The organism is Streptomyces sp. NPDC059743 (assembly GCF_042732975.1).
Classification (GTDB): domain Bacteria; phylum Actinomycetota; class Actinomycetes; order Streptomycetales; family Streptomycetaceae; genus Streptomyces.
Genome location: NZ_JBHWGS010000007.1, coordinates 151,883 through 177,457 on the forward strand (window position 1 = coordinate 151,883; position 25,575 = coordinate 177,457).

General features: G+C 68.6%; 16 protein-coding genes and 1 CRISPR repeat array. Of the genes, 10 read left to right on the forward strand and 6 right to left on the reverse strand.

The features are described from left to right. The first annotated feature begins 133 nt into the window (after positions 1-133). The 10 genes from ACFV6H_RS15220 (at position 134) to cas2e (ending at position 15,805) form a co-directional block, all read left to right on the forward strand. Positions 134-2,227: an APC family permease gene (locus ACFV6H_RS15220; protein ID WP_384985429.1), complete on the forward strand. Its 2,094-nt coding sequence runs from the start codon at positions 134-136 to the stop codon at positions 2,225-2,227. A 109-nt stretch (positions 2,228-2,336) separates the two neighbouring features. Continuing rightward, positions 2,337-3,665 carry a class I SAM-dependent RNA methyltransferase gene (locus ACFV6H_RS15225; protein ID WP_385541782.1) on the forward strand — a complete coding sequence of 443 codons (1,329 nt, stop codon included), beginning with the start codon at positions 2,337-2,339 and terminating at the stop codon, positions 3,663-3,665. A 275-nt stretch (positions 3,666-3,940) separates the two neighbouring features. Next, positions 3,941-5,674: direct repeats of the CRISPR family, unit length 25 nt; unit sequence ACACCCCCGCGGGTGCGGGGCCGAC. Between the two features lie 225 nt (positions 5,675-5,899). Next, positions 5,900-8,863, forward strand: a complete 2,964-nt coding sequence (gene cas3 / locus ACFV6H_RS15230; RefSeq protein WP_385542105.1) for a CRISPR-associated helicase Cas3' — start codon at positions 5,900-5,902, stop codon at positions 8,861-8,863. 207 nt (positions 8,864-9,070) lie between these two features. Then, positions 9,071-10,789: a type I-E CRISPR-associated protein Cse1/CasA gene (casA, locus tag ACFV6H_RS15235; RefSeq protein WP_385541784.1), complete on the forward strand. Its 1,719-nt coding sequence runs from the start codon at positions 9,071-9,073 to the stop codon at positions 10,787-10,789. A 67-nt stretch (positions 10,790-10,856) separates the two neighbouring features. Next, on the forward strand, positions 10,857-11,474 hold the full coding sequence (gene casB, locus ACFV6H_RS15240; protein ID WP_385541786.1) for a type I-E CRISPR-associated protein Cse2/CasB: 618 nt from the start codon (positions 10,857-10,859) through the stop codon (positions 11,472-11,474). Between the two features lie 110 nt (positions 11,475-11,584). After that, positions 11,585-12,739, forward strand: a complete 1,155-nt coding sequence (gene cas7e, locus ACFV6H_RS15245; RefSeq protein ID WP_385541788.1) for a type I-E CRISPR-associated protein Cas7/Cse4/CasC — start codon at positions 11,585-11,587, stop codon at positions 12,737-12,739. Further along, on the forward strand, positions 12,736-13,596 hold the full coding sequence (gene cas5e, locus ACFV6H_RS15250; protein WP_385541790.1) for a type I-E CRISPR-associated protein Cas5/CasD: 861 nt from the start codon (positions 12,736-12,738) through the stop codon (positions 13,594-13,596). The genes cas7e and cas5e overlap by 4 nt, the downstream gene beginning before the upstream one ends. Positions 13,597-13,601: 5 nt before the next feature. After that, positions 13,602-14,408, forward strand: a complete 807-nt coding sequence (gene cas6e, locus ACFV6H_RS15255) for a type I-E CRISPR-associated protein Cas6/Cse3/CasE (RefSeq protein ID WP_385542107.1) — start codon at positions 13,602-13,604, stop codon at positions 14,406-14,408. A 3-nt stretch (positions 14,409-14,411) separates the two neighbouring features. After that, positions 14,412-15,530: a type I-E CRISPR-associated endonuclease Cas1e gene (gene cas1e / locus ACFV6H_RS15260; protein ID WP_385541792.1), complete on the forward strand. Its 1,119-nt coding sequence runs from the start codon at positions 14,412-14,414 to the stop codon at positions 15,528-15,530. Next, entirely contained in the window at positions 15,527-15,805 is a 279-nt protein-coding gene (cas2e, locus tag ACFV6H_RS15265) for a type I-E CRISPR-associated endoribonuclease Cas2e (RefSeq protein ID WP_385541794.1), read from the forward strand. Before cas1e ends, cas2e begins: the two co-directional genes overlap by 4 nt. 700 nt (positions 15,806-16,505) lie before the next feature. Here cas2e and ACFV6H_RS15270 read toward each other — a convergent pair. The 6 genes from ACFV6H_RS15270 to ACFV6H_RS15295 all read right to left on the reverse strand — a co-directional run bounded on the left by ACFV6H_RS15270 (position 16,506) and on the right by ACFV6H_RS15295 (position 25,540). Next, the gene (locus tag ACFV6H_RS15270; RefSeq protein WP_385541796.1) at positions 16,506-18,251 is read right to left on the reverse strand and encodes a hypothetical protein; all 1,746 of its coding nucleotides are present in this window, start codon (positions 18,249-18,251) and stop codon (positions 16,506-16,508) included. A gap of 503 nt (positions 18,252-18,754) precedes the next feature. After that, positions 18,755-21,031, reverse strand: coding sequence for an alpha-xylosidase (yicI, locus tag ACFV6H_RS15275; RefSeq protein ID WP_385541798.1), 2,277 nt, complete (start codon positions 21,029-21,031; stop codon positions 18,755-18,757). Further along, positions 21,028-22,521 (reverse strand): GH1 family beta-glucosidase, encoded by a 1,494-nt coding sequence (locus ACFV6H_RS15280; protein ID WP_385541800.1) that lies wholly within the window; start codon positions 22,519-22,521, stop codon positions 21,028-21,030. The genes yicI and ACFV6H_RS15280 overlap by 4 nt, the downstream gene beginning before the upstream one ends. 22 nt (positions 22,522-22,543) lie before the next feature. Then, a complete protein-coding gene (locus ACFV6H_RS15285) occupies positions 22,544-23,362 on the reverse strand; it encodes a carbohydrate ABC transporter permease (protein WP_385541802.1) in 819 nt (272 codons plus the stop codon). Between the two features lie 5 nt (positions 23,363-23,367). Beyond that, complete coding sequence (locus tag ACFV6H_RS15290) at positions 23,368-24,324, reverse strand: carbohydrate ABC transporter permease (protein WP_384788169.1); 957 nt, start codon at positions 24,322-24,324, stop codon at positions 23,368-23,370. Positions 24,325-24,331: 7 nt separating this feature from the next. After that, entirely contained in the window at positions 24,332-25,540 is a 1,209-nt protein-coding gene (locus ACFV6H_RS15295) for an ABC transporter substrate-binding protein (protein WP_385541805.1), read from the reverse strand. Positions 25,541-25,575: the final 35 nt, after the last annotated feature.

Consider the following 25,575-nt stretch of genomic DNA (forward strand, 5'->3'; position numbering starts at 1 on the left):
CGTGTACGACGATTCCCTGGGTCGAGCTTATGCGGCAGGGGTGACAATCCAGTCATCCACGGTGGGGCACGACCTGACAAGAGAGAGGGGTGCTGCCCGCACGGGCGGCTGTTCGAACGCATAGCATCCTGTCGTGTCCAAACTGACCGACGTGCCCAAACGGATTCTGATCGGGCGGGCGCTGCGTAGCGACAGACTTGGGGAAACGCTCCTCCCCAAACGCATCGCGCTGCCCGTCTTCGCCTCCGACCCGCTGTCCTCGGTGGCGTACGCGCCGGGAGAAGTCCTCCTGGTGCTGTCCATCGCGGGTGTGTCGGCCTACCACTTCAGCCCGTGGATCGCGGTGGCCGTCGTGGTGCTCATGTTCACCGTGGTCGCCTCCTACCGGCAGAACGTGCACGCCTACCCGAGCGGTGGCGGCGACTACGAGGTGGCCACCACCAACCTCGGCCCCAAGGCCGGTCTCACCGTCGCCAGCGCGCTGCTCGTCGACTATGTGCTGACCGTGGCCGTGTCGATCTCCTCCGGTGTGGAGAACCTCGGCTCCGCGATTCCCTTCGTCGTGGAGAACAAGGTCCTCTGCGCCATCGCGATAATCGTGCTGCTGACGCTGATGAATCTGCGCGGTGTCCGCGAGTCCGGGAAGCTCTTCGCGATCCCGACGTATGTCTTCGTCGGCGCCGTGTTCATCATGATCGCCTGGGGCGCGATCCGCGGGCTGGCGTTCGGCGACACCATGAAGGCGCCGACGGCCGACTTCCAGATCAAGCCCGAAGAACAGGGACTGGCCGGCTTCGCGCTCGTCTTCCTGCTGCTGCGGGCCTTCTCCTCCGGCTGTGCCGCGCTGACCGGCGTGGAGGCGATCAGCAACGGTGTGCCGGCCTTCCGCAAGCCGAAGAGCAGGAACGCGGCGACGACGCTCGCCCTGATGGGCGGTCTCGCCGTCACCATGTTCTGCGGCATCATCGCCCTGGCCATGGTCACCGATGTGAAGATGGCCGAGAGCCCAGGGACGGATCTGCTCAGGAACGGCGTTCCCGTCGGCTCGGGCTATGTGCAGAACCCGGTGATCTCCCAGGTCGCCGCCGCCGTCTTCGGCAACGGCACGTTCTTCTTCGTCCTCCTCGCCGCGGCCACCGCGCTCGTACTCTTCCTGGCCGCCAACACCGCGTACAACGGCTTCCCGCTGCTCGGCTCGATCCTCGCGCAGGACCGCTATCTGCCGCGGCAGCTGCACACCCGCGGCGACCGGCTGGCGTTCTCCAACGGCATCGTGCTGCTGGCGGGCGCCGCGGCTCTGCTGGTGGGCCTGTACGGCGCGGACTCGACCCGGCTGATCCAGCTCTACATCGTCGGTGTCTTCGTCTCCTTCACGCTCAGCCAGACCGGTATGGTCCGGCACTGGAACCGCCATCTCAAGACCGAGCGGAACGCGGCCAAGCGCCGCCATATGATCCGCTCGCGCGCGATCAACACCTTCGGCGCCTTCTTCACGGGACTGGTGCTGATCGTCGTCCTCGCCACCAAGTTCACCCATGGCGCCTGGGTCGCGCTGCTCGGCATGGTGATCTTCTACGGAACGATGACCGCGATCCGTAAGCACTACGACCGGGTCTCCGACGAGATCGCCGCCGAGGAGGGCCCGTCCGACGACAGCGTCCGGCCCTCCCGCGTGCACTCCATCGTGCTGGTCTCCAAGGTCCACAAGCCCACGCTGCGGGCGCTCGCGTACGCCAAGCTGATGCGCTCGGACACCTTGGAGGCGCTCAGCATCAGCGTCGATCCGGCCGAGACGAAGGCGCTCAGGGAGGAGTGGGAGCGGCGTGGCATCAATGTGCCGCTGAAGATCCTCGACTCCCCGTACCGCGAGATCACGCGGCCGGTCATCGAGTACGTACGCGGGCTGCGGACCGAGAATCCGCGGGACGCGATCAGTGTCTACATCCCGGAGTATGTGGTCGGCCGGTGGTACGAGCATCTGCTGCACAACCAGAGCGCGCTGAGGCTCAAGGGACGGCTGCTTTTTACGCCCGGTGTCATGGTGACGTCGGTTCCGTACCAGCTCGAATCGTCGGAGCTGGCGAAGCAGCGGGCGAAGAAGCGGCGGGTGTACAGCGCACCGGGATCGGTACGGCGAGGGCCTGTGGACGCGCGGCCGAGGGAGTCGGGGAACGCGGGCACCGGTTCCGGCGGCGTCGGAAGCGGTGGCGGGAAGGACAAGGGCTGACCTGCGTGTGGCGGGTGGCGGGGTGACGCGCACGTAGACTGGTGGGCTGGTGCTTCGCGTATCGCACTTGATGTCCCCGCACCTCTTGATCCTTTGGAGCCACCCCGTCATGCACACAGAACCGCAGGCTTCGCTGATCGGGGAGGAGTACGAGGTCGAGGTGGGCCCCGTCGCACACGGCGGCCACTGCGTCGCCCGTACCGACGAGGGCCGGGTCCTCTTCGTACGGCACGCCCTGCCCGGCGAGAAGGTCCGTGTCCGGGTGACCGAGGGCGACGAGGACTCCCGTTTCCTGCGCGCGGACGCGGTGGAGATCATCGACGCCTCCAAGGACCGGGTCGAGGCGCCCTGTCCGTACGCCGGTCCCGGCCGCTGCGGCGGCTGCGACTGGCAGCACGCCAAGCCCGGTGCGCAGCGGCGCTTCAAGGGCGAGGTCATCGCCGAGCAACTGCACCGGCTCGCGGGCCTCACTCCCGAGGAGGCGGGCTGGGACGGGACGGTCATGCCCGCGCCGGGCGACAAGCTGCCGACGGGCGAGGTTCCCGCGTGGCGCTCGCGCGTGCAGTACGCGATCGACGAGAACGGACGCGCTGGGCTGCGCCGGCACCGCTCGCACGATGTCGAACCGGTCGAGCACTGCATGATCGCCACGGAGGGCGTCAGCGAACTGGGCATCGAGCGGCGTGAGTGGCCGCAGATCGCCACGGTCGAGGCGATCGCGGCCTCGGGCTCCGGCGACCGTCAGGTGATCCTCACTCCGCGCGAGGGCGGCCGGCTGCCGCTGGTGGAACTGGACAGGCCCGTGTCCGTACTGCGCGTGGAGGAACACGACGGCGGAGTGCACCGGGTGCACGGCCGCGCCTTTGTGCGCGAGCGCGCCGACGGCCGTACGTACCGCGTCGGCATGGGCGGCTTCTGGCAGGTGCACCCGAGCGCTCCCCAACTGCTCGTCGAGGCCGTGATGCAGGGCCTGATGCCGAGAAAGGGCGAGACCGCGCTCGATCTGTACTGCGGAGTGGGCCTGTTCGCCGGAGCGATCGCGGAGCGCGTCGGGGAGACCGGCGCGGTGCTGGGCATCGAGTCCGGCAAGCGCGCGGTGGAGGACGCCCGGCACAACCTCCAGGACCTGCCCAGGGTCCGTATCGAACAGGGCAAGGTCGACCAGGTCCTGCCGCGCACCCGGATCACCGAGACGGACCTGATCGTCCTGGACCCACCGCGCGCAGGCGCTGGCAAACAGACCGTCAAACACCTCTCCACCCTGGGCGCGCGCCGTATCGCCTACGTAGCCTGCGACCCAGCAGCCCTCGCCCGCGACCTCGCCTACTTCCGCGAAGCCGCCTACCGCCCCCGCACACTGCGCGCCTTCGACCTCTTCCCGATGACACACCACGTGGAGTGCGTGGCGATCCTGGAGCCCGCCGCAAAGGGCTCCTGACCTCCGGTTTTATGCGTGCGCATTATGTGCCGTGTGGGCGTTACGGGCGATCCAACCCCGCAGGCAGGGGGAGCACGCGGCCCGGATCTTGCCGAACTCGATCAGCCAGGGGCCAACCCCGCGGGTGCGGGGACCACAGTGATTACCCGCTCACGAGGGGGACCCGTGCGGGACCAACCCCGCGGGCGCGGGGACCACGGTGGTGGCCTCGGTGGGGGCCTTGAAGAGGCGGGACACACTCAGACCAGCCGAACAGGGACCAACCCCGCAGGTGTGGGGCCCCGCGGATGCGGGGCTGACGAGCTGGGCCTCCTTACGCACATGACGACGTACGGGACACCCCCGCGGGTGCGGGGCCGACGACAACGCGGAGGTCGGGCTGATCTCACGCCTCGGAACACCCCCGCGGGTGCGGGGCCGACGAGACCAAGGTCAAGGTCGCGAGTGCGGCCAGCGGAACACCCCCGCGGGTGCGGGGCCGACGGCAGTCCCGACCCTCCACCCCTTGCACAGGGGGAACACCCTCGCGGGTGCGGGGCCGACGAAGGGAGTCCGCCAAAATGCGGCGCCCCTGTGGGAACACCCCCGCGGGTGCGGGGCCGACATCGGGAACGCCTCCTTCGTACGGCGCGCCCGCGGAACACCCCCGCGGGTGCGGGGCCGACAAGTCCCTGAGCTACCCGCAGGGCGAGAAGCAGGGAACACCCCCGCGGGTGCGGGGCCGACCCTTCGGCGAAGTCCGTGAAGACGAAGCCCGGAGGAACACTCCCGCGGGTGCGGGGCCGACATGTGGTCCAGCGGTCGGCACACGGGCCTGGACGGAACACCCCCGCGGGTGCGGGGCCGACGACGCCGTACATCCGGAACTCATACGTCACCGGGGAACACCCCCGCGGGTGCGGGGCCGACCCCGCCAAGCCGAAGCCGCCGACGTACGAGCCGGGAACACCCCCGCGGGTGCGGGGCCGACGGAGCGGAAGGTGTCAGCGGACGGGAAGGCGCAGGAACACCCCCGCGGGTGCGGGGCCGACGTGAACTGACGGCCGCCAACGCGGTCCACACGCGGAACACCCCCGCGGGTGCGGGGCCGACGCGACACGAACGCGCTGCGCCACCCACAGACACGGAACACCCCCGCGGGTGCGGGGCCGACTTCCCGGGCCCTCGTCCAGGCTCCGCCGTCGGCGGAACACCCCCGCGGGTGCGGGGCCGACCTGCACCGATCAGCAAATGGGTGGCCCCGACGAGGAACACCCCCGCGGGTGCGGGGCCGACGCCACGTCCATCGCCTGCTCGGCGCTGCTCTGCGGAACACCCCCGCGGGTGCGGGGCCGACTCGCGCAGCATCCGGAACGCGTGCCACACCACCGGAACACCCCCGCGGGTGCGGGGCCGACCTACGGCATCCGGCGACGACTGCCGCGCGACCGGGAACACCCCCGCGGGTGCGGGGCCGACGATCCTGGTGTCCCGGTCCGCGCGGCACTCACGAGGAACACCCCCGCGGGTGCGGGGCCGACGATCCTGGTGTCCCGGTCCGCGCGGCACTCACGAGGAACACCCCCGCGGGTGCGGGGCCGACCGAACGTCCCCGGCGTGAGTCGTGCCGCCCTGCGGAACACCCCCGCGGGTGCGGGGCCGACCACCGGCCGATACCCGCGTCACCGCGGTACGGCGGAACACCCCGCGGGTGCGGGGCCGACAACATCCCCGGCCGCCAGCGCTCGCAGGATCAGGGAACACCCCCGCGGGTGCGGGGCCGACGTCCGCCCACACGACGTACCGAGCTACGTCAGCGGAACACCCCCGCGGGTGCGGGGCCGACCTCCGGTGGGCCCGTACATCAGCCGTCCAGGTGGGAACACCCCCGCGGGTGCGGGGCCGACGGCGCCGCGCTTCGGCCACCACGGCACCGCGGAGGAACACCCCCGCGGGTGCGGGGCCGACGCATTTCCACGGCAGAAAAGTCCGTCGAGATGAAGGAACACCCCCGCGGGTGCCGGGCCGACGCTTGCTGACCTGCGCCTTTATCCGGGGCTGGCCCGGGTTTCATTTAGTTGGATTCGGTCGGGAATCTGTTCGGGGTGGTGTCGGTGGCGGGCAGAAGGGAGCAATTGCGGTCATTTTCCACGTGCTGTCAGTGCTGACGTCTAGGCTGCCGAACCAGCTTACTGAGCAGAGGGGGCGGCGTGTCGGTAGGTGGCTCGGGTGGTGGCTGGGAGGGCTTCCTCGGTGTGTTGTGGGGGAAGTCCGAGGAGAAGGCCGGCGGGACGATGAATCTCCTGCTGTCGCATCTTCTGGACACTGCGGCGGTGGCGGAGTGTATGTGGGACGGCTTTTTGGCGCCCTCGACCAGAGGGATGCTGGACGAGATTGCCGGAGGGGCGGGCAAGGGGCGTCGGTTGTTTGCCTGGTTGTGCGGGGTTCATGACTGCGGGAAGGCGACGCCGGCCTTCCAGAGGATGTGGCCGAAGGGGGCTGCCGCGGTACGGGCGGCTGGGCTGGGATGGCATGAGGCGACGGTTTCGCGGCACAGATGGCGGCATGACCGGGCGGGCGGGTATCTGTTGCGGTCGCTGCTGCCGGAAGCCGGTTGGTGTGAGGAGCATGTGGCCTGGGTCTGGCCGCTGGTGGCGGGGCATCACGGTGCGTTTCCCGACCTGGCTGCGACGAACCCGACGCGCAAGGCGCGGGGTCAGCTTGCCGGTGCGGGGCGTTGGGGCGAAGCACAGAGGGCGTTGGTGCTCCGCTTCACCGAGGAGTTGGGCTTTGGCGGGCTGGCCGCAGTGGAGCCGGTGCGGGTTCCCTCTCGGGCGGTGCAGCTGCATCTGAGCGGGCTGATCGTGATGGCGGACTGGATCGCCAGCGACGAGAAGCACTTCGCGGGTGTTGACAGGTTGTCGGAGGTGACGTTCGCCAATGCCCGGGTCCGGGCGGGTCGGGCCTGGGGCGCGCTCCGTTTGCGTGGTGGGTGGGGTTCGCTGGCCGAGCTGGGTCCGGAGGCGTTCAAGGACCGGTTCGGACAGGATCCGCGTCCGTCGCAGAGGATGGTGATGGAGTCGGCGCGGCGGATGCAGGCTCCGGGACTGATGGTGGTCGAGGCGCCGATGGGGGAGGGGAAGACGAAGGCCGCGTTGATGGCGGCGGAGATTCTGGCGGCGAGGTCCGGTGCGGACGGTGTGTTCGTGGGGATGCCGACGCAGTCGACGAGTGATCCGATGTTCAGCCAGGTCAGAACGTGGGTGGCCACTCTTGACGAGGATCTGGCCGCGCAGGTGGCTCTGCTGCATGGCAAGCGGATGTTCAACAAGGAATGGCGCGACCTGATGGGGGGAGAGCCGGAGGACGCCGAGGGGAGGTTCGGCGGAATCGACGAGTACGGCGAGTGCGAGAACGACGACCCGTACGGGGACGTGGCGGCTGCTTTGGGTGGCCGTCCGGCTCAGGCACCGTCGCGGGGGCCGGCGGAGTGGTTCCTGGGAGCGAAGAGGGGGCTGTTGTGTCCCTTTGTGGTGGGGACGATCGACCAGTTGCTGTTCGCCGCGACGCGGACCAGGCATGTGATGCTGCGTATGGCGGGGCTGGCCGGGAAGGTCGTGGTACTCGACGAGGTCCATGCGGCGGATGTCTATATGTCGCAGTTCCTTCAGGAGGGGCTGCGCTGGCTCGGCCAGGCGGGTGTGCCGGTGGTCCTGTTGTCGGCGACGCTCCCTCCCAGACAGCGCCGTGAACTGGTCGGTGCGTATCTGGCCGGGGCGGCGTCCCGTGAGGAGTTCACGGCAGAGCGTCTCCCTGATCCGCAGGGGTATCCCTCGGTCAGCGCCGCGTGGATGGCGGCGGACGGTTCCGGTCCGCGCTTCGACAGCGACTCCTGTGCCGGATGGCGCGAGGATCTGAGGGTGTCGGTCGAGCTCATGCCGGAGACAATCCCCGGCCCGCGGGCACCACGTGAGCAGAGGGAGGCGGCCCAGGCGGAGGCCGACGTATTGCTTGCCGTGTACCTCGGCCGTGAACTTGCCGACGGCGGGTGTGCGCTGATCATTCGTAACACCGTTGGCCGTGCGCAGACTCTCTACACGGAGCTGCGGAAGAGTTTCGGGGACGATGTGCTCCTGTTGCATGGTCGGCTCGCGGTGGGCCCGCGAGCCGACCGTACGGAAGAGTGTCTCCGGCTGCTGGGCGCCCCGCCCAAGGACCGGGTCCCGGGCCGCCCGTCGCGGCTTGTGGTGGTTGCCACGCAGATCGCGGAGCAGTCGTTCGACGTCGACGCGGATCTCCTCGTCACCGATCTTGCCCCGGTCGATCTGCTTCTCCAGCGCATCGGCCGCCTGCACCGGCACCAGGAGACAAGACGTCCCCGTCGGCTGGCCGGTCCACGTGCCGTGATCACCGGTTTCGCCGCGGAAGACAATCGGAAGACGGCCGGCCCGGCGGAAGCCTCCACAGTGGCCCCGGACGGCATCTCCACAGCGGTTGGGCGCTGCGCGCCGCGGTTTCTCGGCGGTTCCGAGTTTATCTACGGGCGGCATCTCCTGCTGCGTGCCGCCGCGCTGTTGTTCACGGTCGGCGACGGCAAGGGAGGGTGGAGCATTCCGGGGCAGGTGCCCGGCCTGGTCGCGGTCGGCTACGGGACTGGCGAGGAAGGGATGCCGTCGGCATGGCGTGAGGATGCGGAGTCGGCTCGCCTGCGGTGGGAGGACGAGCAACGCCGCCGGGCCGATGTGGCGTCAGGATTTCTCCTGACACGCCGGGGCAGCAGAGAAGGGACCACACTCGCGGGCCTGCACTACGCCTCGGTGCCGGGCGGGGGTCGTGACACCGACGTGGACGCCGTCGTCCGTGACGGCGAAGCCAGTGCGGAGGTCATCCTCGTCATTTACGACGGTGAGCGATACCGGACGCTGTCAGGCCGTGCGCTGACCGTGAACGGGGACGTCCCGGACGATCTTGTGGAGGAGGTTCTGGGCGGGATGGTGAGGCTTCCTCCGCGCTACACGGTGGCAGTGGCCCAGGAGCTTGCCCCGCTGCCCGGATGGCTCGGCCACCCCCGGCTCCGTTACAGCGATGCCCTCGTCCTCGACTCCCAGCGCTGTGCTGTCCTCGCCGAGCGGGAAGTCCGCTACGACGACGAATTGGGGCTGGTGGAGGCGGGGCCGACCGGCAGCTTGGGAAGCCAGGAGCAGGCGGCGCACATCTGAGGCCGGCTGGTCGGCTGGCCGGCCACGAGTTTCGGCCTCGTCGGCTTACCTCGCTGCGTCGGCAGAAGACTTTGGTGTGCTTGTCATGGAATTCATAACCTTTGGCCAATAGTTCAGCATCTATCCTGTGATGACTCTCAAGTCTCGTTCAGGTGTGTAGAGTTGCTGATGCGTCGTATGGTGAGAACGTGCTTGGGGGACACTGTATTGTTCGATTTAGTCGATGAAGCGTGGCTGCCCGTGCGTGGCGTGGCGGGCGACTTGGTGCGACGTCAGGGCGGTCTCGGTTCGGCTGAGGGAGCCGGGCTGCGGCATCTGCTTCTGGACGCCGATCGGTTCCAGGACCTTGTGGTTGATCTGCCGACGCAGAAGCCTGCGATTTATCGTCAGTTGCTGCTGCCGATTGTGGTGGATGCTCTCGGTTGGCCGACGAATGCCGCCGCGTGGATGGACATGTTCCAGGCCGGCGCCTTCACGCCAGGGCAGCGGGAGGCGCTGAGCGCTTATCTGGATGAACACCGTCATCTGTTTGATCTGTTCGGTGCTGTGGAGCCCTTCGGGCAGGTTGCCGGGCTGCGCACGGCCAAGGGTGAGACCAAGGGCTCGGCTCTGCTGGTTGCGACGGCGGCCACTGGGAACAATGTGCCGCTGTTCTCCTCCCGTACGGAGGGCGATCCGCTGGAGCTGACCCCCGCGCAGGCGGCCCGCTGGCTGTTGCACACGCAGTGCTGGGACACGGCGGCCATCAAGACGGGCGTGGTCGGCGACCCGCAGGCCAAGTCCGGCAAGACGACGGGTAGTCCTGTAGGGCCGCTGGGGCAGTTGGGCGTGGTCATGCCGGTGGGGCGCACCGTCTACGAGACTCTTGTGTTGAATATCCCTTTCGGCCGGGCGTCTTTGTCGGACGACCTTCCTCAGTGGCGCAGGCGCGCGACGGGAGGCAGGGTCGAGGACACCCTCTCGTGTGCCACACCTGCCTGGCAGTCACGCGCTGCCCGGGGGCTGCTGGACCTGTGGACCTGGCAGTCACGCCGTATCCGTCTCTTTCCCGAGGAGACGCCGGCCGGGGTGCGAGTCACCCGGGTCATCGTTGCCGCAGGTGACCGGCTTGTCCCCATCCCCGCGGACGAGCCGCATACCGCCTGGATCACGGACCGTCCCGTTCGCGGTAAGAAGCCTGGCAAAGCCGCAGTGTCGCCTGTTGACCGCCCTCGCCGGCACCAGCCGGGGCGGGCGGCCTGGCGCGGTCTGGAAGCCTTGCTGGCCGTCGGCAGTATCGGCGAGGACCGCGAGGCGACCGCCGGCCGTGCGGGTTTCCGCACCAGCCTTCTGCTCAGCGGCCTCAGTGGGACAGCGGAACGGATGGAGCGTGCGTACCCGCTCCAGGTGGAGCTGACCGGCATCGCCTACGGCAACCAGTCCGCTGTCATCGAGGACGTCCTCTTCGACGAGATCCCGCTCCCGCTGACCGCGCTGGACCCCGACGGCATCGTCTACGGCACCCTCCTGGAGGCCGTGGACCAGGCGGAGAAGCTCGCCTCTGCTGTCAACAGTCTCTCCGCCGACCTGCGGCGGGCCGCGGGCAGCGAACCGATCCCCTGGGACAAGGGGCAGCGTCCGGGCGACACGTTGTTGCACGCTCTCGACCCGGTCGTACGACGCCTGCTGGCCGGTATGCGGAGGGTGGGAGAGGACTTCGACCAGTCCGAGCGCGGCCTCGAAGCATGGGAACAGAAAGCCGCGCACGCCACGTGGAAAGTGGCCGGACAGGTCTTCTCCACGGCAGCGCCTGGTGTGTTCACCGGGCGCAGGGTGAGCAAGGACGGCAAGGAGTGTGTGTTCCGGCTCAGCACCGCCGAGCGAGGCTTTCGCCACCGCCTTGACGCGATCCTCACCCGCCGCGCGGCTCAGCGCAAGAACAGGTGAGCCACGGCTCTCCGCGTTCCCGAAACCACCACCCACTCCCGCCGGCTTCCGAACCGAAGGGGACCGCGTGTCCGCCATCCCTCAGCCCCGAACCGCGACATCCTCCGCTCTCAAACCCCGCTACTGGACGCAGCGCGTGGACGAGAACGGCGCCTGGCGCACCGATCGCAGAAGCAGCACTTCCCTGCGGGCCCCCGGTGAGGATCTCGCCGCCCTGCGCTCCGGTCTCGGCCGGCCGGCCGGTACGGTCCCCGCTCTCTGGCGTTTCTACACGAGTCCCACCGACGGGCAGGTCACCCCGGAACTGGAAGCCGAACACGCGGCACTGTCGCTCTACGGTCTGCACCAGCAGAGCCAGAGCCGCCCCATGCACAAACGCGGTATCAAAGCGGGCACGGCCCTGCGCACCTTGCACCGCAGCGGGCGCTTCGGCGAGGAAGCTGTCGACCGCAGGGTCGCGGCGGCGGTTCACGCCTCGTCCGTGCCGTCTCTGGTCTACCGGCTGCGCGGACTGGTCACGCAACTGCGAGCTGTGGAACAGCCCCTTGACTACGACGCGTTGCTCCAGGACATCACTCGCTGGCACTCTCCCGCCTCCCGGCAGGCAGTACGCCGTGACTGGGGGCTCGCCTATCACTCCTGGGGTGCACGCACGGACCAGGAATCCCCGGGCGACGCCCGCTGACAGCCGGCTGGCCCCCAGGGAGAAGGCACTCGCTGCAGACCGAGCCCCAGTACCGCGGTCCGTCAGGACCGTCGATCACCGTACCCGCCCCCGCACCACCGGAGGACCTCATGGCGCTGGCCGCGTCCCGTACCTATATCGATGTGCACATCCTGCAGACCGTGCCCCCGGCGAACCTCAACCGGGACGACCAGGGCAACCCCAAGGAGGCGTACTTCGGCGGCGTGCGCCGCTCACGGGTCTCCTCCCAGGCGTGGAAGCGGGCCACCAGGACCCACTTCACCGAACGGCTTCCCGAGCAGGACCTCGCGACCCGTACCCGTCGAATCAGTGGCGCGCTCGCCGAGCGGATCGCAGACAGCACGGGGCTGGAGCCAGAGGCCGCGACCCGTCTGGCGGGGGCGCTCCTGGGGCCGCTGAAGATCAGCGAGGGCAAGAAGGCGGGCGACACCGCCTACCTGTTCTTCTACGGCCGCCGTCAGCTCGACGCCGTCGCCGCGCTCGTACAAGATCGAGCGGCCGAACTCGTCGCCCTGGACGAAACGGAGCTGGCCCTGGAGATCAAACAGCTCGCCGTGCAGGAGAAGTTCAGCACCGGCCACCCCATGGACGTCGCCCTCTTCGGACGCATGGTCGCCGACATTCCCGCACTCAACGTGGACGCCGCGACGCAGGTCGCCCACGCCCTGTCCACCCATGCCGTGGAGCTGGAGTTCGACTATTTCACGGCGGTGGACGACGAACAGAAGAAGGGGGAGGAGACCGGCGCCGGCATGATCGGCACCATCGGCTTCAACTCCGCCACCCTCTACCGGTACGCCTCCGTCGGCCTGCACCAGCTCCAGGACAACCTCACCGACGACGAGGCAGCCGTCACCGCCGTCGAGGAGTTCATGACCTCCTTCGCCCGCTCCATGCCCACGGGGTACGGCAACTCCTTCGCGCACCGCACGCTGCCGAGCCTGGTCGCCGTCGCCGTGCGCTCCGACCAGCCCGTCAACCTCGTCTCCGCCTTCGAGGAGCCGGTCACGGCTGCCCCGGGTATCGCCGCAGCCTCCGCACACCGCCTGGCGCACGAGCACGCCCGAGCTGTCACCGCCTGGGGTGACGCACCCGCATTCACCGCCGTGTGCCACACCTTCGACCCGGCCGACGGCACCGCGAAACTCCTGGAGGACACCTTCGGCGAATCCGTCGCCTTCCCCCAGCTCCTCAGCCGTGTGCGCACACACCTCACCGACACCCTCAAGCAGGCCGCCCGATGACCTCGCCGCCACCACCGCCCGGAAGGCAGGACAACCGAGACGCGGTCCTGCTCCTCCGCCTCGCCGGACCACTCCAGTCATGGGGGTCGCGCAGCGTCTCGAACCGCCGCGAGACCAGCCCGGAGCCCACCAAGTCCGGGGTGATCGGACTGCTCGCCGCAGCAGCCGGACTCACCCGCGAGGACTCCCTCGAAGAGCTGCTGCCGCTGCGCCTGGGCGTCCGCGTCGACCAGCCCGGTAGCCTGCTGCGCGACTACCACACCGTCAGCGACTACCGGGGCAGGCCACTGCCTCAGGCAGGCGTCAACGCCAAGGGGATCCAGAGGCCGACGTCCCCCGCCAAACAGACTCATGTGACGACCCGTTACTACCTCCAGGACGCGGTGTTCCTGGCTGCCGTTGCGGGCCCCCGTCCCTTGCTGGCCGCACTGGACCACGTAGTGCGCGCGCCGGCGTTCCCGCTCGCGCTGGGCCGCCGGTCGTGCCCGCCCACCCAGCCCGTCACACATGGACTGCGCGACGGCACTCTCGACGAGGTTTTACGGGAGGAGCCCTGGCAGGCGTCCCGGCGAGCGCGCGAACAGTACGCAGCCGAGCGCGGCCGTGAGCGGAACCTGGGCCGCCCCCTGTATCCGGCGCGGATCGACCGGGCGGTCACCATCGAGGACCCGAACGGCGACGACGTCCTCCACGACGTCCCGGTCTCCTTCCACCCCCATGCCCGCAGCTTCACCAGCCGACACGTACGGCACGGCTGGCTGAGCATCCCCACCGGCTTCCCCGTAACCAGCGACGACGCGGACAGCGGCGCGCACGACGACGCCGGACACGACCCCTTCGCCCTGCTGGGCTGGTGACCGCCATGACGTATCTCTCCCGTATCCGCATCAACCCGCTCCGGGCGCAAAGCCGTCGGCTGCTGTCCAACCCCCGCGCCATGCACGGCGCCGTCATGGGCGGCCTCCCCGGTACAGCGGACACCGAACGCGTGCTGTGGCGACTGGACACCGACAACCCCCACCGCCCTCATCTGTTCGTCCTCACGAGGTCAAAGCCCGACTGGACACATGTCATCGAACAGGCCGGCTGGCCCGACGCCGACGGGGAACACGCCGCCGTCCGCGACTACACCCCACTCCTCGGACAGATCGCTGCCGGCCGGGAGTTCGCGTTCCGCCTCACCGCCAGCCCCGTCCAGAACACCCCCACACCACACACCCCCACCCCCACCCAGAGCACCCGGCTCACGGCCAACACGGACAACAAGCGGGTACGCGGATTCCGGCTGGGCCATCGCACCGCCGCCGCCCAACTCGACTGGTTCCTCACCCGCACCCAACGCTGGGGCTTCGACATCCCCGCCTCCCGGACCGACCCTCCCGCACCCGGCCTCGCCCAGCCCCGCCTGGACACCCCGCCCGAATCCACGGCGCCGCCCACCGACACACACCCTCCCCGCGAGGTCCGCATCACCGACCGGCAACGACATTCCTTCACCAAGAACGGCCAAGGGCCCCGCGTCACCTTCCAGAGCGCCACCTTCGAAGGCCGCCTCCGCGTCACCGACCCCGCAGCCTTCACCGCCCGGCTCCTGGACGGGATCGGCCCCTCCAAGGCATACGGATGCGGCCTGCTCACCCTCGCACCCCTCCCTGGCCGGAAGGACTGAACCGTGGCCGACCCCTGGTGGAAAGCCGATCCGCACGACCTTCACCGCATCGTCGACCGTGTATCCAGCGTCTACGTCGAACGAAGCCACCTCGACCGCGACGAGAACGCCATCGTCATCATCAACAAACGCGAAACCGTCCGCGTACCCGCAGCCATGATCGCCGTCATGCTGCTCGGCCCCGGAACCCGCGTCACCCACGGCGCCATCCGCCTCCTCGCCGACTCCGGCACCGCCGTCTGCTGGGTCGGCGAACAAGGCGTACGGATGTACGCCGCCGGCCTCGGCCCCAGCCGCGGAGCCGGACTCCTCCACCGGCAGGCATGGCTGGTCACCCGCCCCAAAGAACGACTCGGCGTCGCCCGCGCCATGTACGGCATGCGTTTCCCGGGCGAGAACGTCGCCCAAGCGACCATGCAACAACTCCGAGGCCGCGAAGGCGCCCGCTTCCGCAAGCTCTACCGCGAGCACTCACACCGCAGCGGCGTCCCCTGGGACGGCCGCGTCTACAAAACAGGCGACGCCTTCGCCGCGGGCGACGACCTCAACCGCCTGCTGTCCGCCGCCAATGCCGCGCTCTACGGCATCTGCCACGCCGTCATCGTCGGACTCGGCGCCAGCCCAGGACTCGGCTTCGTCCACACCGGCTCAGCAATCTCCTTCGTCCTCGACATCGCCGACCTCTACAAAGCCGAATACACCATTCCTCTCGCCTTCGACCTCACCGCACAGGGCCTCACCGACGAACGCGACGCCCGCACCGGGCTTCGGGACCAGATCGCCGAAACCAAGCTCCTCGGCCGCATCGTGCACGACGTCAAAACCCTCCTGAACCCGCCGGGCATCGACTTCGACACCCCCGAAACCAGCGAACTGTGGGACGAACGAATGGGATCGGTTGCCGCAGGTGTCAACTACGCAGCCGACGCACCCCTCGAACCGACGAACACCTCTCCTGCCGTCCACGCCGCAGACCGCAAGGAACCGGAGGAACCTGAGCCGACGCCCCTGGCGGAGGCCGGCATGGGTGAGCAGCACATCGCGATCGTCGGCCCCGAATTCGACGAACCAGCCAGCCCGGAGCCCTCGGAATCCCCCGAACCTCCGGAGCAGACCCCATGACCGTCATCGTCCTGATTGCCGCGCCCGACGGCCTCCGTGGCCACCTCACCCGCTGGATGGTCGAAGTCAACGCCGGTGTCTTCGTCGGCAACCCCAGCCGCCGGGTGCGCGACCGCCTCTGGGAACTCCTCGCCACCCGCATCGGCGACGGCCAGGCCGTCCTTGTCGAACCCGCCTCCAACGAACAGGGCTGGGCTGTCCGCACAGCAGGCCGCGACCGCTGGCGCCCCGTGGACTTCGACGGACTCATCCTCTCGGCACGCAACCGCCGATGACGGACCAAGACACAGGCACCGCCAATACCCACCGTTGAGCACCATCTCTCTTAGGCTCCGATGTGCTTCCGGAGTCGGTTGGCATGCCGCCCTGCTAAGCGGGGATCGCCCTGAGTCGAGGGATCAGTGAAGCCCTTCAATCGGGTTATGGCCCTGCACCGCGGGGTTGACTCCGAAGCAAATCGAAAAGGCCGTCTCCCTTTAGGAGGCGGCCTTTCTGAGTTTCTCACCTGCTATCCGCCGTGGCGTTCACCTTTCGCGTTACCTGTTACCTAGACTCATTGGCAGATTGGTGGAAGGTCAACGCAGGACCGGTCCAAGGTCGAGTCAGACAGACTTCCACAGGACTGCTGTCCGCCGTTCAACCGCGAATGAAGAAAGCCAGCCGTGACTGCGCCTCAGGGCGAAGTATCCCCGTATGAAGCCCAGAGAAGAGGAACGTCCGCCATGAAGAAGAAGCGCATCTATAACGTCCTGCGCCAGACCGCCGACCATTGGAAGCTACTCCTCCGATGGGCTCTTCAGCGCCGCCGGGTGGCGGCCGGGCACGTGCTCCGCGGGGCCTGTTACGGTGCCGGAACCAGCGCTGTCAGCGTTCTCGCAGTTTGGGCGGAGCGGCACCTCTGACGGCATACTCCGTGAGCCGCCCCCGACATGGAAACCGGCCAGGAGGTTGCACTGGCCGGGCCGGGAGGGCGCATCATGCCGAAGCTGTGGTCGCTGGGTGTTGGGCTGAGAGGGTGTCGAGGAGCTGTCCGAAGGTGACCTTGTCGTCGTCGAAGGCGAAGTCGAGGGCTTTCAGGAGGGCCTGCCACCGTTCGGGATCAGTGCCGCACTGGGCGAGCAGGGCGGGCAGCGCTACGACGGGGTCGCCCCAGGTGAGGACTTCGTCAAAGGGCATTTGCCGCAGGTGCTCCAGGATGCGGTGCCGGGAGCGCAGGACTGTGTGATACACCGCGTCGTGCGACCACAGGCCGTCTGTTTCGGGCGCGTCCAGCCAGGACTGGAGGATGGCAGCCGGGTCGGGGTGTCGGTCGAGTTCGTCATCGGTCAGGAGCCGCAGTACGCCGTCGTCCTCTTCGGCCGGAGCGAGCGCGGCCGTGTGCGTGCGCAGCCACTGTGGTGTGGTGTCCTGGTGGGCGATCCAGGTGAGTTCGAGCGGGTGCAGAGCTTGGAGCACGTCAGCGACCGCAGTGCGTGGCGTGTGCGGGTTACCGGCGAGGGAAACCAGGGCCTCGGCCCGGCGGTGCTGATAGTCCCTCTCCAGCAGCCGGACCGGCGTGTCGAGGTCGCGGTCGATGTCGTCGTTGACACGGGACCAGCGACGACTTGGCGGGACGGAGACGACCTTCGGGTGCTCCAGGTGAGTGAGCAGCGCACACGCCTTGGCCAGATGGTCGGGATTGATGCTGAGGAGAGCCACGTCCTGGGCGAGGTCGATCTGGCGGCGGTCGCCGTCCTTCTTGTTGCGGGGCGGGGCGAGTAGCCGGCCGCGTCGGATGCAGGTATTGGCGGCCTCGTGGAGATCCTGGGCGGCAAGGTCCAGGAGGCGCGGGTTGTCGCGGACTCGTTCGGCAATGTGGTGCAGCCGGTGACGGGTGCTGATGCTGGGCTTGGGCAGGTCCGCGAGTTCCGGCAGGCACAGCGCGGGAAGACACGCACGCAGTAGGTCGTCGTCCAGTGCTGGCCCCGGCTCGGTTGGTGCCTGTGCCTCGTCCGCGTCGTCGGCGAGCAAGGAGGTGGCTGGCGACCGCAGGCGTTGCTGGTTCGCCTCGGTCTCGGCCCGGTCGAGCAGCAGGTGTTGCACCGCTCTACCGACGGTGGGGTGGTGGACGAGCTCGCGCCAGCTCGCCGGGCACGTGGCGAGGACGCGCCAGGCCGGACCGCCACCGAGCTGATGGTAAAAGCCCAGGTGGAAGTCGAGCGGCCGGGTCCAGTTCTCGTGCCGTTCGGGGGCGAGCAACGCGGCTGCCAGCGGCGTCAGCGAGTGTTCCAGGACGGCGCCGAACAACTCCCGGGGGATCGGTGGAACGGGTTTGCGACTGCGGTGGGAGTACAGGTCCCAGTGGGTGACGACCGACTCGAGATCGTGGTCGGTCAGACGGTGCAGCAGGCTGATCGCGGAGTCGACCTGATCAGAGTGCCGGGCCAGGCCCATGACCAGGTTCGACGTCACCGGGTGGGTGAGCAGGATTGCCGGGACGTCATCGGCCGTGACCAGGCCCTTCTCCGCGAAATCGGCCAGCTGCTGGTCGTCGGTCTGCGTCAGCAGCTGCTGACGCAGCGCCAGAACTCGGGTACGGCGAAGCAGGACGGGCAACGCTTCCTTGAGGGCGTTCTTGCGCCAGTCTTCTCCGTGGCTGGGCCCCCCGTACCGGCTGCGGGAGGGCATGCACAGCGCTTCAACCACTGAGGGCAGAGCCTGGTCCGGCAGTTCGTCGCTCACTGCCAAGTGCTGCCACAGCCGGAACGTCCGAGCGTTCACCATGTCCCGTGTCCTCCAGATCCTGACCCCACGTGACTGATCGGTCACTGTCTTCATGGAGGACCGTACGCGGCAGGCGCCATGCGGCGGACCGAATTACGCAAAGTCCCCAGACGCTTGCTTGGAGGAGCTGGGAGAAGTCGTCTACTGGCGGTGCCAGGAGGCGAGTGCGACGGGCCGGACGTTCCCGGATACACCGGGGCCGCAGGGGGCGCTCCGGCGGCGCGGGCAGTGCAATCATCGGCGGTAACAGTGCCGTAGGGGACGACGGCTTTGGCCGGCCTCAACGGCCAACTCCCCGTGTCCACGTTCGGGTGCCACTGCCCGAACCGAGTCTGTCGCGATCCTGGAGCCCACCGCGAAGGGCTCCTGACCTCCGGTTTCTTCGACACGGCGGCCGGAGCTTTTCCGAGTGCCCCGGCCGCTCCGGTCGCCTTGGTTCGGTGTGGAGTTGTGAGGTGCTGTCAGCTGAGCCGGGTTGTCAGGGAGGTTGTGCCTGGGGTGGCGGTGAGTTGGAGGTTGCTCTCCGGGAGCAGGATGTGCCAGGGGCCTGGGGCGCGTTCGGTTTTTACGGTCAGTGCGTCGGCGTCGCGGTGGGTGTGGAAGATTGCGGCGGTGGAGCCGTCGGGGGCCGGGATCTCGGTGGTCACGCGGGCGCCGTCGGGCAGGGCGTGGATTCGTAGGGTGATGCCGTCGGCCCAGTCGTATACGGCGTTGGCGGTGCCGTTGCCGAAGGGGATGACGGAGCCTGGGCGGGCGAACAAGGGGAGGCTGTCGAAGCCGTAGGTTTCGCGCCGCCAGGCAGGGCCCTGTACCTGCTCGCCGGTGAGGATGTGGGTCCAGGTGCCTTCGGGCAGGTAGTACTCCACCGAGCCGTCCTCGGTGAAGACCGGCGCGACGAGAAGGTCGCCGCCGAGCATGTACTGCCGGTCCAGGGCGTGGCACGACGGATCGTCGGGGAATTCCAGCACCATGGCGCGCATGACCGGAGTGCCTCGGCGGGCCGCTTGCCGGGACGCCTCGTAGAGGTAGGGCATGAGCCGGTGCTTGAGCCGCGTGAAGTCACGGGTGACCGCGACGGCTTCCTCGTCGTAGTCCCAGGGCACACGGTAGGACTTGCTGCCGTGCAGTCTGCTGTGTGAGGAGAGCAGGCCGAACTGGGCCCAGCGTTTGAACACGGCCGGAGTCGGCGTGCCCTCGAAGCCTCCGATGTCATGGCTCCAGAAGCCGAAGCCGGACAGTCCGAGAGACAGTCCGCCGCGCAGCGACTCGGCCATCGCGCTGAATGTGGACTCGCAGTCACCGCCCCAGTGCACCGGGAACTGCTGGCCGCCCGCCGTGGCGGACCGGGCGAAGAGTACGGCCTCGTTCTCGCCGCGCTCCTCGGTCAGCACCTGGAAGACGGTCTCGTTGTAGAGCTGCGTGTAGTAGTTGTGCATCCGCTCCGGATCCGAGCCGTCGTACCAGACCACATCGGTCGGGATCCGCTCGCCGAAGTCCGTCTTGAAGCAGTCCACGCCCTGTCGTGTGAGGGCGCGCAGCTTCTGTGCGTACCAGGCTCTGGCACCGGGATGGGTGAAGTCCACCAGGCCCATACCGGCCTGCCACAGATCCCACTGCCATACGTCACCGTTGGCCTTGCGTACGAGGAATCCCTGCGCGCGGGCCTCCTCGAACAGCGGTGACTTCTGCGCGATGTACGGATTGATCCACACCGAGATCCGCAGGTCCTGCTCCTTCAGCCTGCGCAGCATCCCGTCCGGATCGGGAAAGACCTCGGGATCCCAGGTGAAGTCGCACCACTGGTACTGGCGCATCCAGAAGCAGTCGAAGTGGAACACCCCGAGAGGGATGTCGCGGTCGGCCATGCCGCTGATGAAGCGGTTCACCGTTTTTTCGTCGTAGGAGGTGGTGAAGGACGTCGACAGCCAGAGCCCCAGCGACCAGGCCGGCGGCAGGGCCGGCCGGCCGGTCAGCGCGGTGTAGCGGTCGAGGATCTCCTTGGGCGTGGGCCCGTGGATGATGAAGTACTCGACCGACTGGTCGCGGACGCTGAACTGCACCTGGCCGACGGACTCGGAGCCGATCTCGTAGCTGACCCGGCCCGGGTGGTTGACGAAGACGCCGTAGCCGCGGTTGGTCAGATGGAAGGGCACGTTCTTGTACGCCTGCTCGCTGGAGGTGCCGCCGTCGGCCTGCCAGATGTCGACCGTCTGGCCGTTCTTGACGAAGGGAGTGAAGCGCTCCCCGAGCCCGTAGACCAGTTCCCCGATCCCCAGGGACAGCTGGCCCAGGGAGTAGTGCTGCCCGTCGCCGGTGGTGGCGAAGCCCGTGCCGCGTCTGCCCGCCGAGGTCAGCGGCCGGCCGTCGGCGCTGAAGTCCAGCCGCCACGGCACGTCGGTGTCCACCCGCAGGGACAGCGCGCCGCTGGTCAGTTCCACCGTCGAGCCGTCCTGAGTGATCTCGGGCGTGTGGTCCGGGTCGGTGGTGAGCGTGAAGTGCGGGCCGTGGCCGACGCCGCCCGTGTGATGGCTGGAGCGGACACCGATCACGCCTTCGGCGGGCGACCAGCACTCGACGGTCAGCAGAGGGCCGTTGAGCGTGTGGCCTCTGCTCTCGACATGCCGTACGGGCGCGTAGAGGGTGAGGCGGCCGTCCTCGACACGGGTCTCGGCGACCTCGGCGGCGAACGAGGCCCGCACACCGTCGCGCATGAGCCAGTAGCCGTCGGTGAACTTCATCGGTGCTGCTCCTGCCCGGTGGTTCGCCCGGTTCGCCCGGTGGTTCGGGTGCGGTCGCGGTGGTCGGCGATCAGGTCCCGGTACCAGCGGTAGCTGTCCTTCGGGACGCGTTCCAGAGTGTCGTAGTCGACCCGTACGATGCCGAAGCGCTTGCTGTAGCCGCGGGCCCACTCGAAATTGTCCAGCAGCGACCAGACGTAGTAGCCGCGTACGTCCACGCCCTGGTCCATGGCGTCGGCGAGCGCCGCGAGATGGTCGCGCAGATAGGCCACCCGGTCGGTGTCGTGGACCAGACCGTCGGTGTCGACCATGTCGTCCTCGGACGAGCCGTTCTCGGTGATCAGCAGCGCTGGCAGGGCCGGATAGCGCCGGTGCAGTCCGACCAGCAGATCGGTGAAGGCGTGTGGGACGACGGGCCAGCCCATCGTCGTACGGCGTACGTCCTCGCGCCATGACTCCTCGGCGCGGATGTCCACGGCGGTGCGGGTGGCCGGGTCCGGGTCCCGGTGAGGAACGGCGGAGATGGTGATCGGCCGGTAGTAGTTGATGCCGATGAAATCCAACGGCGCCTGTACGAGGGCCAGATCACCGTCGCGCCGGTAGGTGCCGTCCGCCAGTTCGCCCCAGGTCTCCTCCTCGTGCGCCGGGTAGCGGCCCGCCAGCAGAGGTTCCAGCCAGACGTCGTTGTGCATCGTCTCCGCGCGCCGCACCGCGGCCAGGTCGGCCTCGCTGTCCGTGGCGGGCAGCAGCACATCGGGATTGAGCGTGATGCCGACGTCCGTGGCGCCCGCCTCGCGCAGGGCACGGACGGCCAGCCCGTGGCCCACCAGCAGATGGTGGGCGGCGGCGAGTGCGCCACGGCCCTCCCGGGCGCCGGGCGCATGACCGCCCGAGGCATAGCCGACGAAGGCGCTGCAGAACGGCTCGTTGAGCGTGATCCAGCGGTCCACCCGGTCGCCGAGCCGCTCGGCGGAGATCCGGGTGTAGTCGGCGAACCGCTCCGCGGTCTCGCGGACCCGCCAGCCGCCGCGGTCCTCCAGGGCCTGCGGCAGATCCCAGTGGTAGAGAGTGGCGGCGGGCGAGATACCGGCCGCCAGCAGTTCGTCCACCAGCCGGTCGTAGAAGTCGAGCCCTTCGGGATTGCCCGGGCCCGTGCCGTCCGGCTGGACACGTGGCCAGGCGATCGAGAAGCGGTAGCTGTCGACACCCAGGCCGCGGAGCAGGGCGACGTCCTCGCGGTAGCGGTGGTAGTGGTCGCAGGCGATGTCGCCGGTGGCGCCGTCGGCGACGCGGCCGGGCTCACGGCAGTAGGTGTCCCAGATGGACGGCGTACGCTCGCCCACATCGTGCGCGCCTTCGATCTGGTAGCTCGCGGTGGCGGCTCCGAAGAGGAAACCGCTCGGGAATCGGGGGAATCGTGGGAATCCGGAGGCGTCGGGGACGGTGCTGGCCGGGGCGCTGGTCAGCCGGTGGTCATCGGTGGAACTCATCAGGGAGGGATGCCTTCTTGGACTACTTGATGGAGCCGCCGGAGATACCGGCGGCGATGTACTTCTGCGCGAGGACGAGCAGGATCGCTGCGGGTACGGCCGACAGCACGGCGGTGGCCATCACGGCGCCCCAGTCGCTGACATGGGCTCCGACGAACTGGTAGATGCCGAGAGTGATCGGCTTGACGTCGTCGGTGGTGTTGAGAGTCAGGGCGAACATGAAGTCCGACCATGCGAACAGGAATGTGAACAGGCCCGCGGTGATCAGCGCGTTGCGGCTCATCGGAAGCACGATGCGTACGAAGGCCGTGAAGCGGTTCGCGCCGTCGACCAGCGCGGCCTCGATCACCTCACCGGGCACGGACACCATGAACGCGCGCAGCAGCACGATCGAGAACGGCAGGCCCAGCGACGCGTCGGCGAGGATCAGCCCCAGATAGGAGTTGACGAGCCCGAGTTGCGCGTACGCGCTGTACATGGCGTTGGCGATCACGATGCCCGGCACCATCTGCGTGATCAGCGTGGTGAAGACGATGCTCTGGCCGCCCCGCAGCCCGAACTGCGCGAGCCCGTACGCGGCGGGCGCGGCCAGCGCCAGACAGACCACGACCGCACCGAGCGCGACGACAAGGCTGGTCAGCAGGGATCTGCCCTGGCTGCTGACGGCCGCGTCGAAGTTGGACAGGTCGACCGAGGTCGGGAACCAGTCGGTGGCCGTAATGCTCGTGTCCGGCTGGAGCGCGGTGTTGAGCATCCAGTACACCGGGAACAGCAGGACGACCAGGATGAGCAGCGCGGCCGTGGTGTTCCAGGTGCCGCGCAGAGACGAGAACCGCTTCATCGGTATCACTTCCCTGTTCCGAAGTCGGCCCGGTTGGCCCGCAGATAGAGCACGGCGAAGACCGCGCTGATGAGGATGAGGACATTGCCGACGACCGCTCCCTGACCGAAGTCGAGCTGGAGGAAGGAGAGCTGGTACGTGACGGTGCCCAGGGTCTGGGTGGAGTCGGCGGGACCGCCCGAGGTCAGCGCCAGGATCAGATCGAGGATCTTCACCGTGGACATGAAACCGAGCACCAGCACCACGGTGATCACCGGCCGCAGCAGCGGCAGCGTGATACTGCGGAACGCGCGCCACGGGCTCGCGCCGTCCAGCGACGCCGCCTCGTAGAGCTGGCGCGGGATCTCCTGGAGTCCGCCGTAGAGGATCACCATGTTGAACGGGATACCGATCCAGATGTTGACCAGGATCGCCGAGAGCAGTGCCACGCTCGGGCTGCTCAGCCACGGCACCCCGCCGTCGGCCAGTCCGACGGCCTGAAGCGCGGTGTTGAGGATGCCGTGATCCTCGTCGAGTACGCGTCGCCAGACGACGGCGGACACCACCATGGGAACCAGCCAGGGCAGCAGCAGAACCGCCCGAACGGTGCCCGAGAGCCGGAAGCGGCGGGAGAAGAAGACGGCCAGCGCCAGACCGATGGTGAACTGGCCGGCCAGTGAGCCGACGGTGAACACCGCGGTGTGCCACAGCGAGTCGGCGAACAGCTCGTCGGAGAAGACGGCACGCCAGTTGTCCAGCCCGTTGAAAGGCGCCTCGCCGGTGAAGTACGTCGTGGGCGTGTAGTGCTGGAAGCTCATGACGACGTTGCGCACCAGCGGATAGCCGAAGAACAAGGCCATATAGACGAGCGCGGGCAGGACGAACAGCCAGCGCAGCATCGAATAGCGGCTGCGACGCGGCCCGGTGGGTACGGGAGCGACGGTCTTCGCCGGCGCGGCGGCGGAGGAGACGGCGGTACTCATGGTGTCCTCACTTCTCCCCGGCCGATGCCTGCCGCTGGGCGTTCTTCAGGGCCTGTTCCGCCCCGGCGCCGCCGGTCAGCACCGACTGGAAGGCGCCGGCGAGCGCGTCGTTGACCACCGGCCAGCGGGTGCCGACCTGGGCGGTACGGGAGCGTGCCGTGGCGACCAGATCGACGAACGGTGCCAGCTCCGGGTGCTTCTCGGCGTACGACTTCGCGGCGGACGCCCTGGTGGGGACGTTGTTCACCGACTCGCCCCAGGCGAGCTGGTTCTGCTCGCTGTTGAGGCAGGCGAGGATCTTGCCCGCGTTCCTCTCGCGCCCGCTGTCGTCGCTCTTCGGTACGGCCATCACCGTTCCGCCGATCGGCGCGATCGCCTCCTGCCCGGCCTCGGGAACCGGGATGGTGGCGACGGCCCAGTCGACCTTGTCCTGCGCGCTGAGCACCGGCATCTGCCATGGACCGTTGATCATCATGGCGGCGCGGCCGGCCACGAACTGGTCGTTCACATCCTGCTGGTTCCAGTTGACGACCGATTTCGATACGGATCTGTCGCTGAGCAGGTCCTTCCACAGCGTCAGGGCGGCCTCGCCCTTGCCGTTGTCCAGCCGTGCCTCGTCACCGCCGCCCGACCAGAAGAACGGCAGGAACTGGTAGACGCCGTCCGCGTTCGGGCTGGCGCTGAAGGCCATGCCGTAGGTGTTCCCCGACGTCAGCTTCTTCGCCGTCCCACGCAACTCCGCCCAGGTGGTGGGCGGTTCGACACCCGCCTCACGCAGCATGTCCTTGTTGTAGAGCAGCGCCAGGGAGTTCACCGAACGCGCCACGGCGTACTGCGTACCGTCGTAGCTGCCCAGCGAGGTGGCACTGGCGGAGAAACCGGAGGAGTCCAGGCCCACCTCGTCCAGCGGACGCAGCCCGCCGGTCTGCGCGAACTGAGGCAGCTCCGAGCCGTCGAGCTCCAGGATGTCGGTGAGCGAGTCCGAGGACGCCATCCGCAAGGCTTTCGAGGCGACCGTGTCCGCGGGCACGCTGATCTGCTCGACCTTCAGGCCCAGCGGCTTCGCGCAGCGGTCGAAGAACTTCTGGTTCGCGTCGTGCTCGGCCGCGTCGGTGGCCGAGTTGAGCACGGTGACGGTGCCCGGGTCCGGGGTGGCGGCGCATCCCGTCAGCCCCAGTGCCACCGGGACGAGCGCGGCCGTCGCGGTCGCGATCATCCGTATACGCCTTGGGCGTTGCATGGTGATGGTTC

What these genes read in the sequence shown, in the direction of transcription:
- ACFV6H_RS15225 (WP_385541782.1), top strand. Translation starts at nt 2,337, where the DNA reads ATGCACACAGAACCGCAGGCTTCGCTGATCGGGGAGGAGTACGAGGTC.
- cas7e (WP_385541788.1), top strand. Translation starts at nt 11,585, where the DNA reads ATGGCGCTGGCCGCGTCCCGTACCTATATCGATGTGCACATCCTGCAG.
- cas5e (WP_385541790.1), top strand. Translation starts at nt 12,736, where the DNA reads ATGACCTCGCCGCCACCACCGCCCGGAAGGCAGGACAACCGAGACGCG.
- cas6e (WP_385542107.1), top strand. Translation starts at nt 13,602, where the DNA reads ATGACGTATCTCTCCCGTATCCGCATCAACCCGCTCCGGGCGCAAAGC.
- cas2e (WP_385541794.1), top strand. Translation starts at nt 15,527, where the DNA reads ATGACCGTCATCGTCCTGATTGCCGCGCCCGACGGCCTCCGTGGCCAC.
- yicI (WP_385541798.1), bottom strand. Translation starts at nt 21,031, where the DNA reads ATGAAGTTCACCGACGGCTACTGGCTCATGCGCGACGGTGTGCGGGCC.
- ACFV6H_RS15280 (WP_385541800.1), bottom strand. Translation starts at nt 22,521, where the DNA reads ATGAGTTCCACCGATGACCACCGGCTGACCAGCGCCCCGGCCAGCACC.
- ACFV6H_RS15285 (WP_385541802.1), bottom strand. Translation starts at nt 23,362, where the DNA reads ATGAAGCGGTTCTCGTCTCTGCGCGGCACCTGGAACACCACGGCCGCG.
- ACFV6H_RS15290 (WP_384788169.1), bottom strand. Translation starts at nt 24,324, where the DNA reads ATGAGTACCGCCGTCTCCTCCGCCGCCGCGCCGGCGAAGACCGTCGCT.
- ACFV6H_RS15295 (WP_385541805.1), bottom strand. Translation starts at nt 25,540, where the DNA reads ATGATCGCGACCGCGACGGCCGCGCTCGTCCCGGTGGCACTGGGGCTG.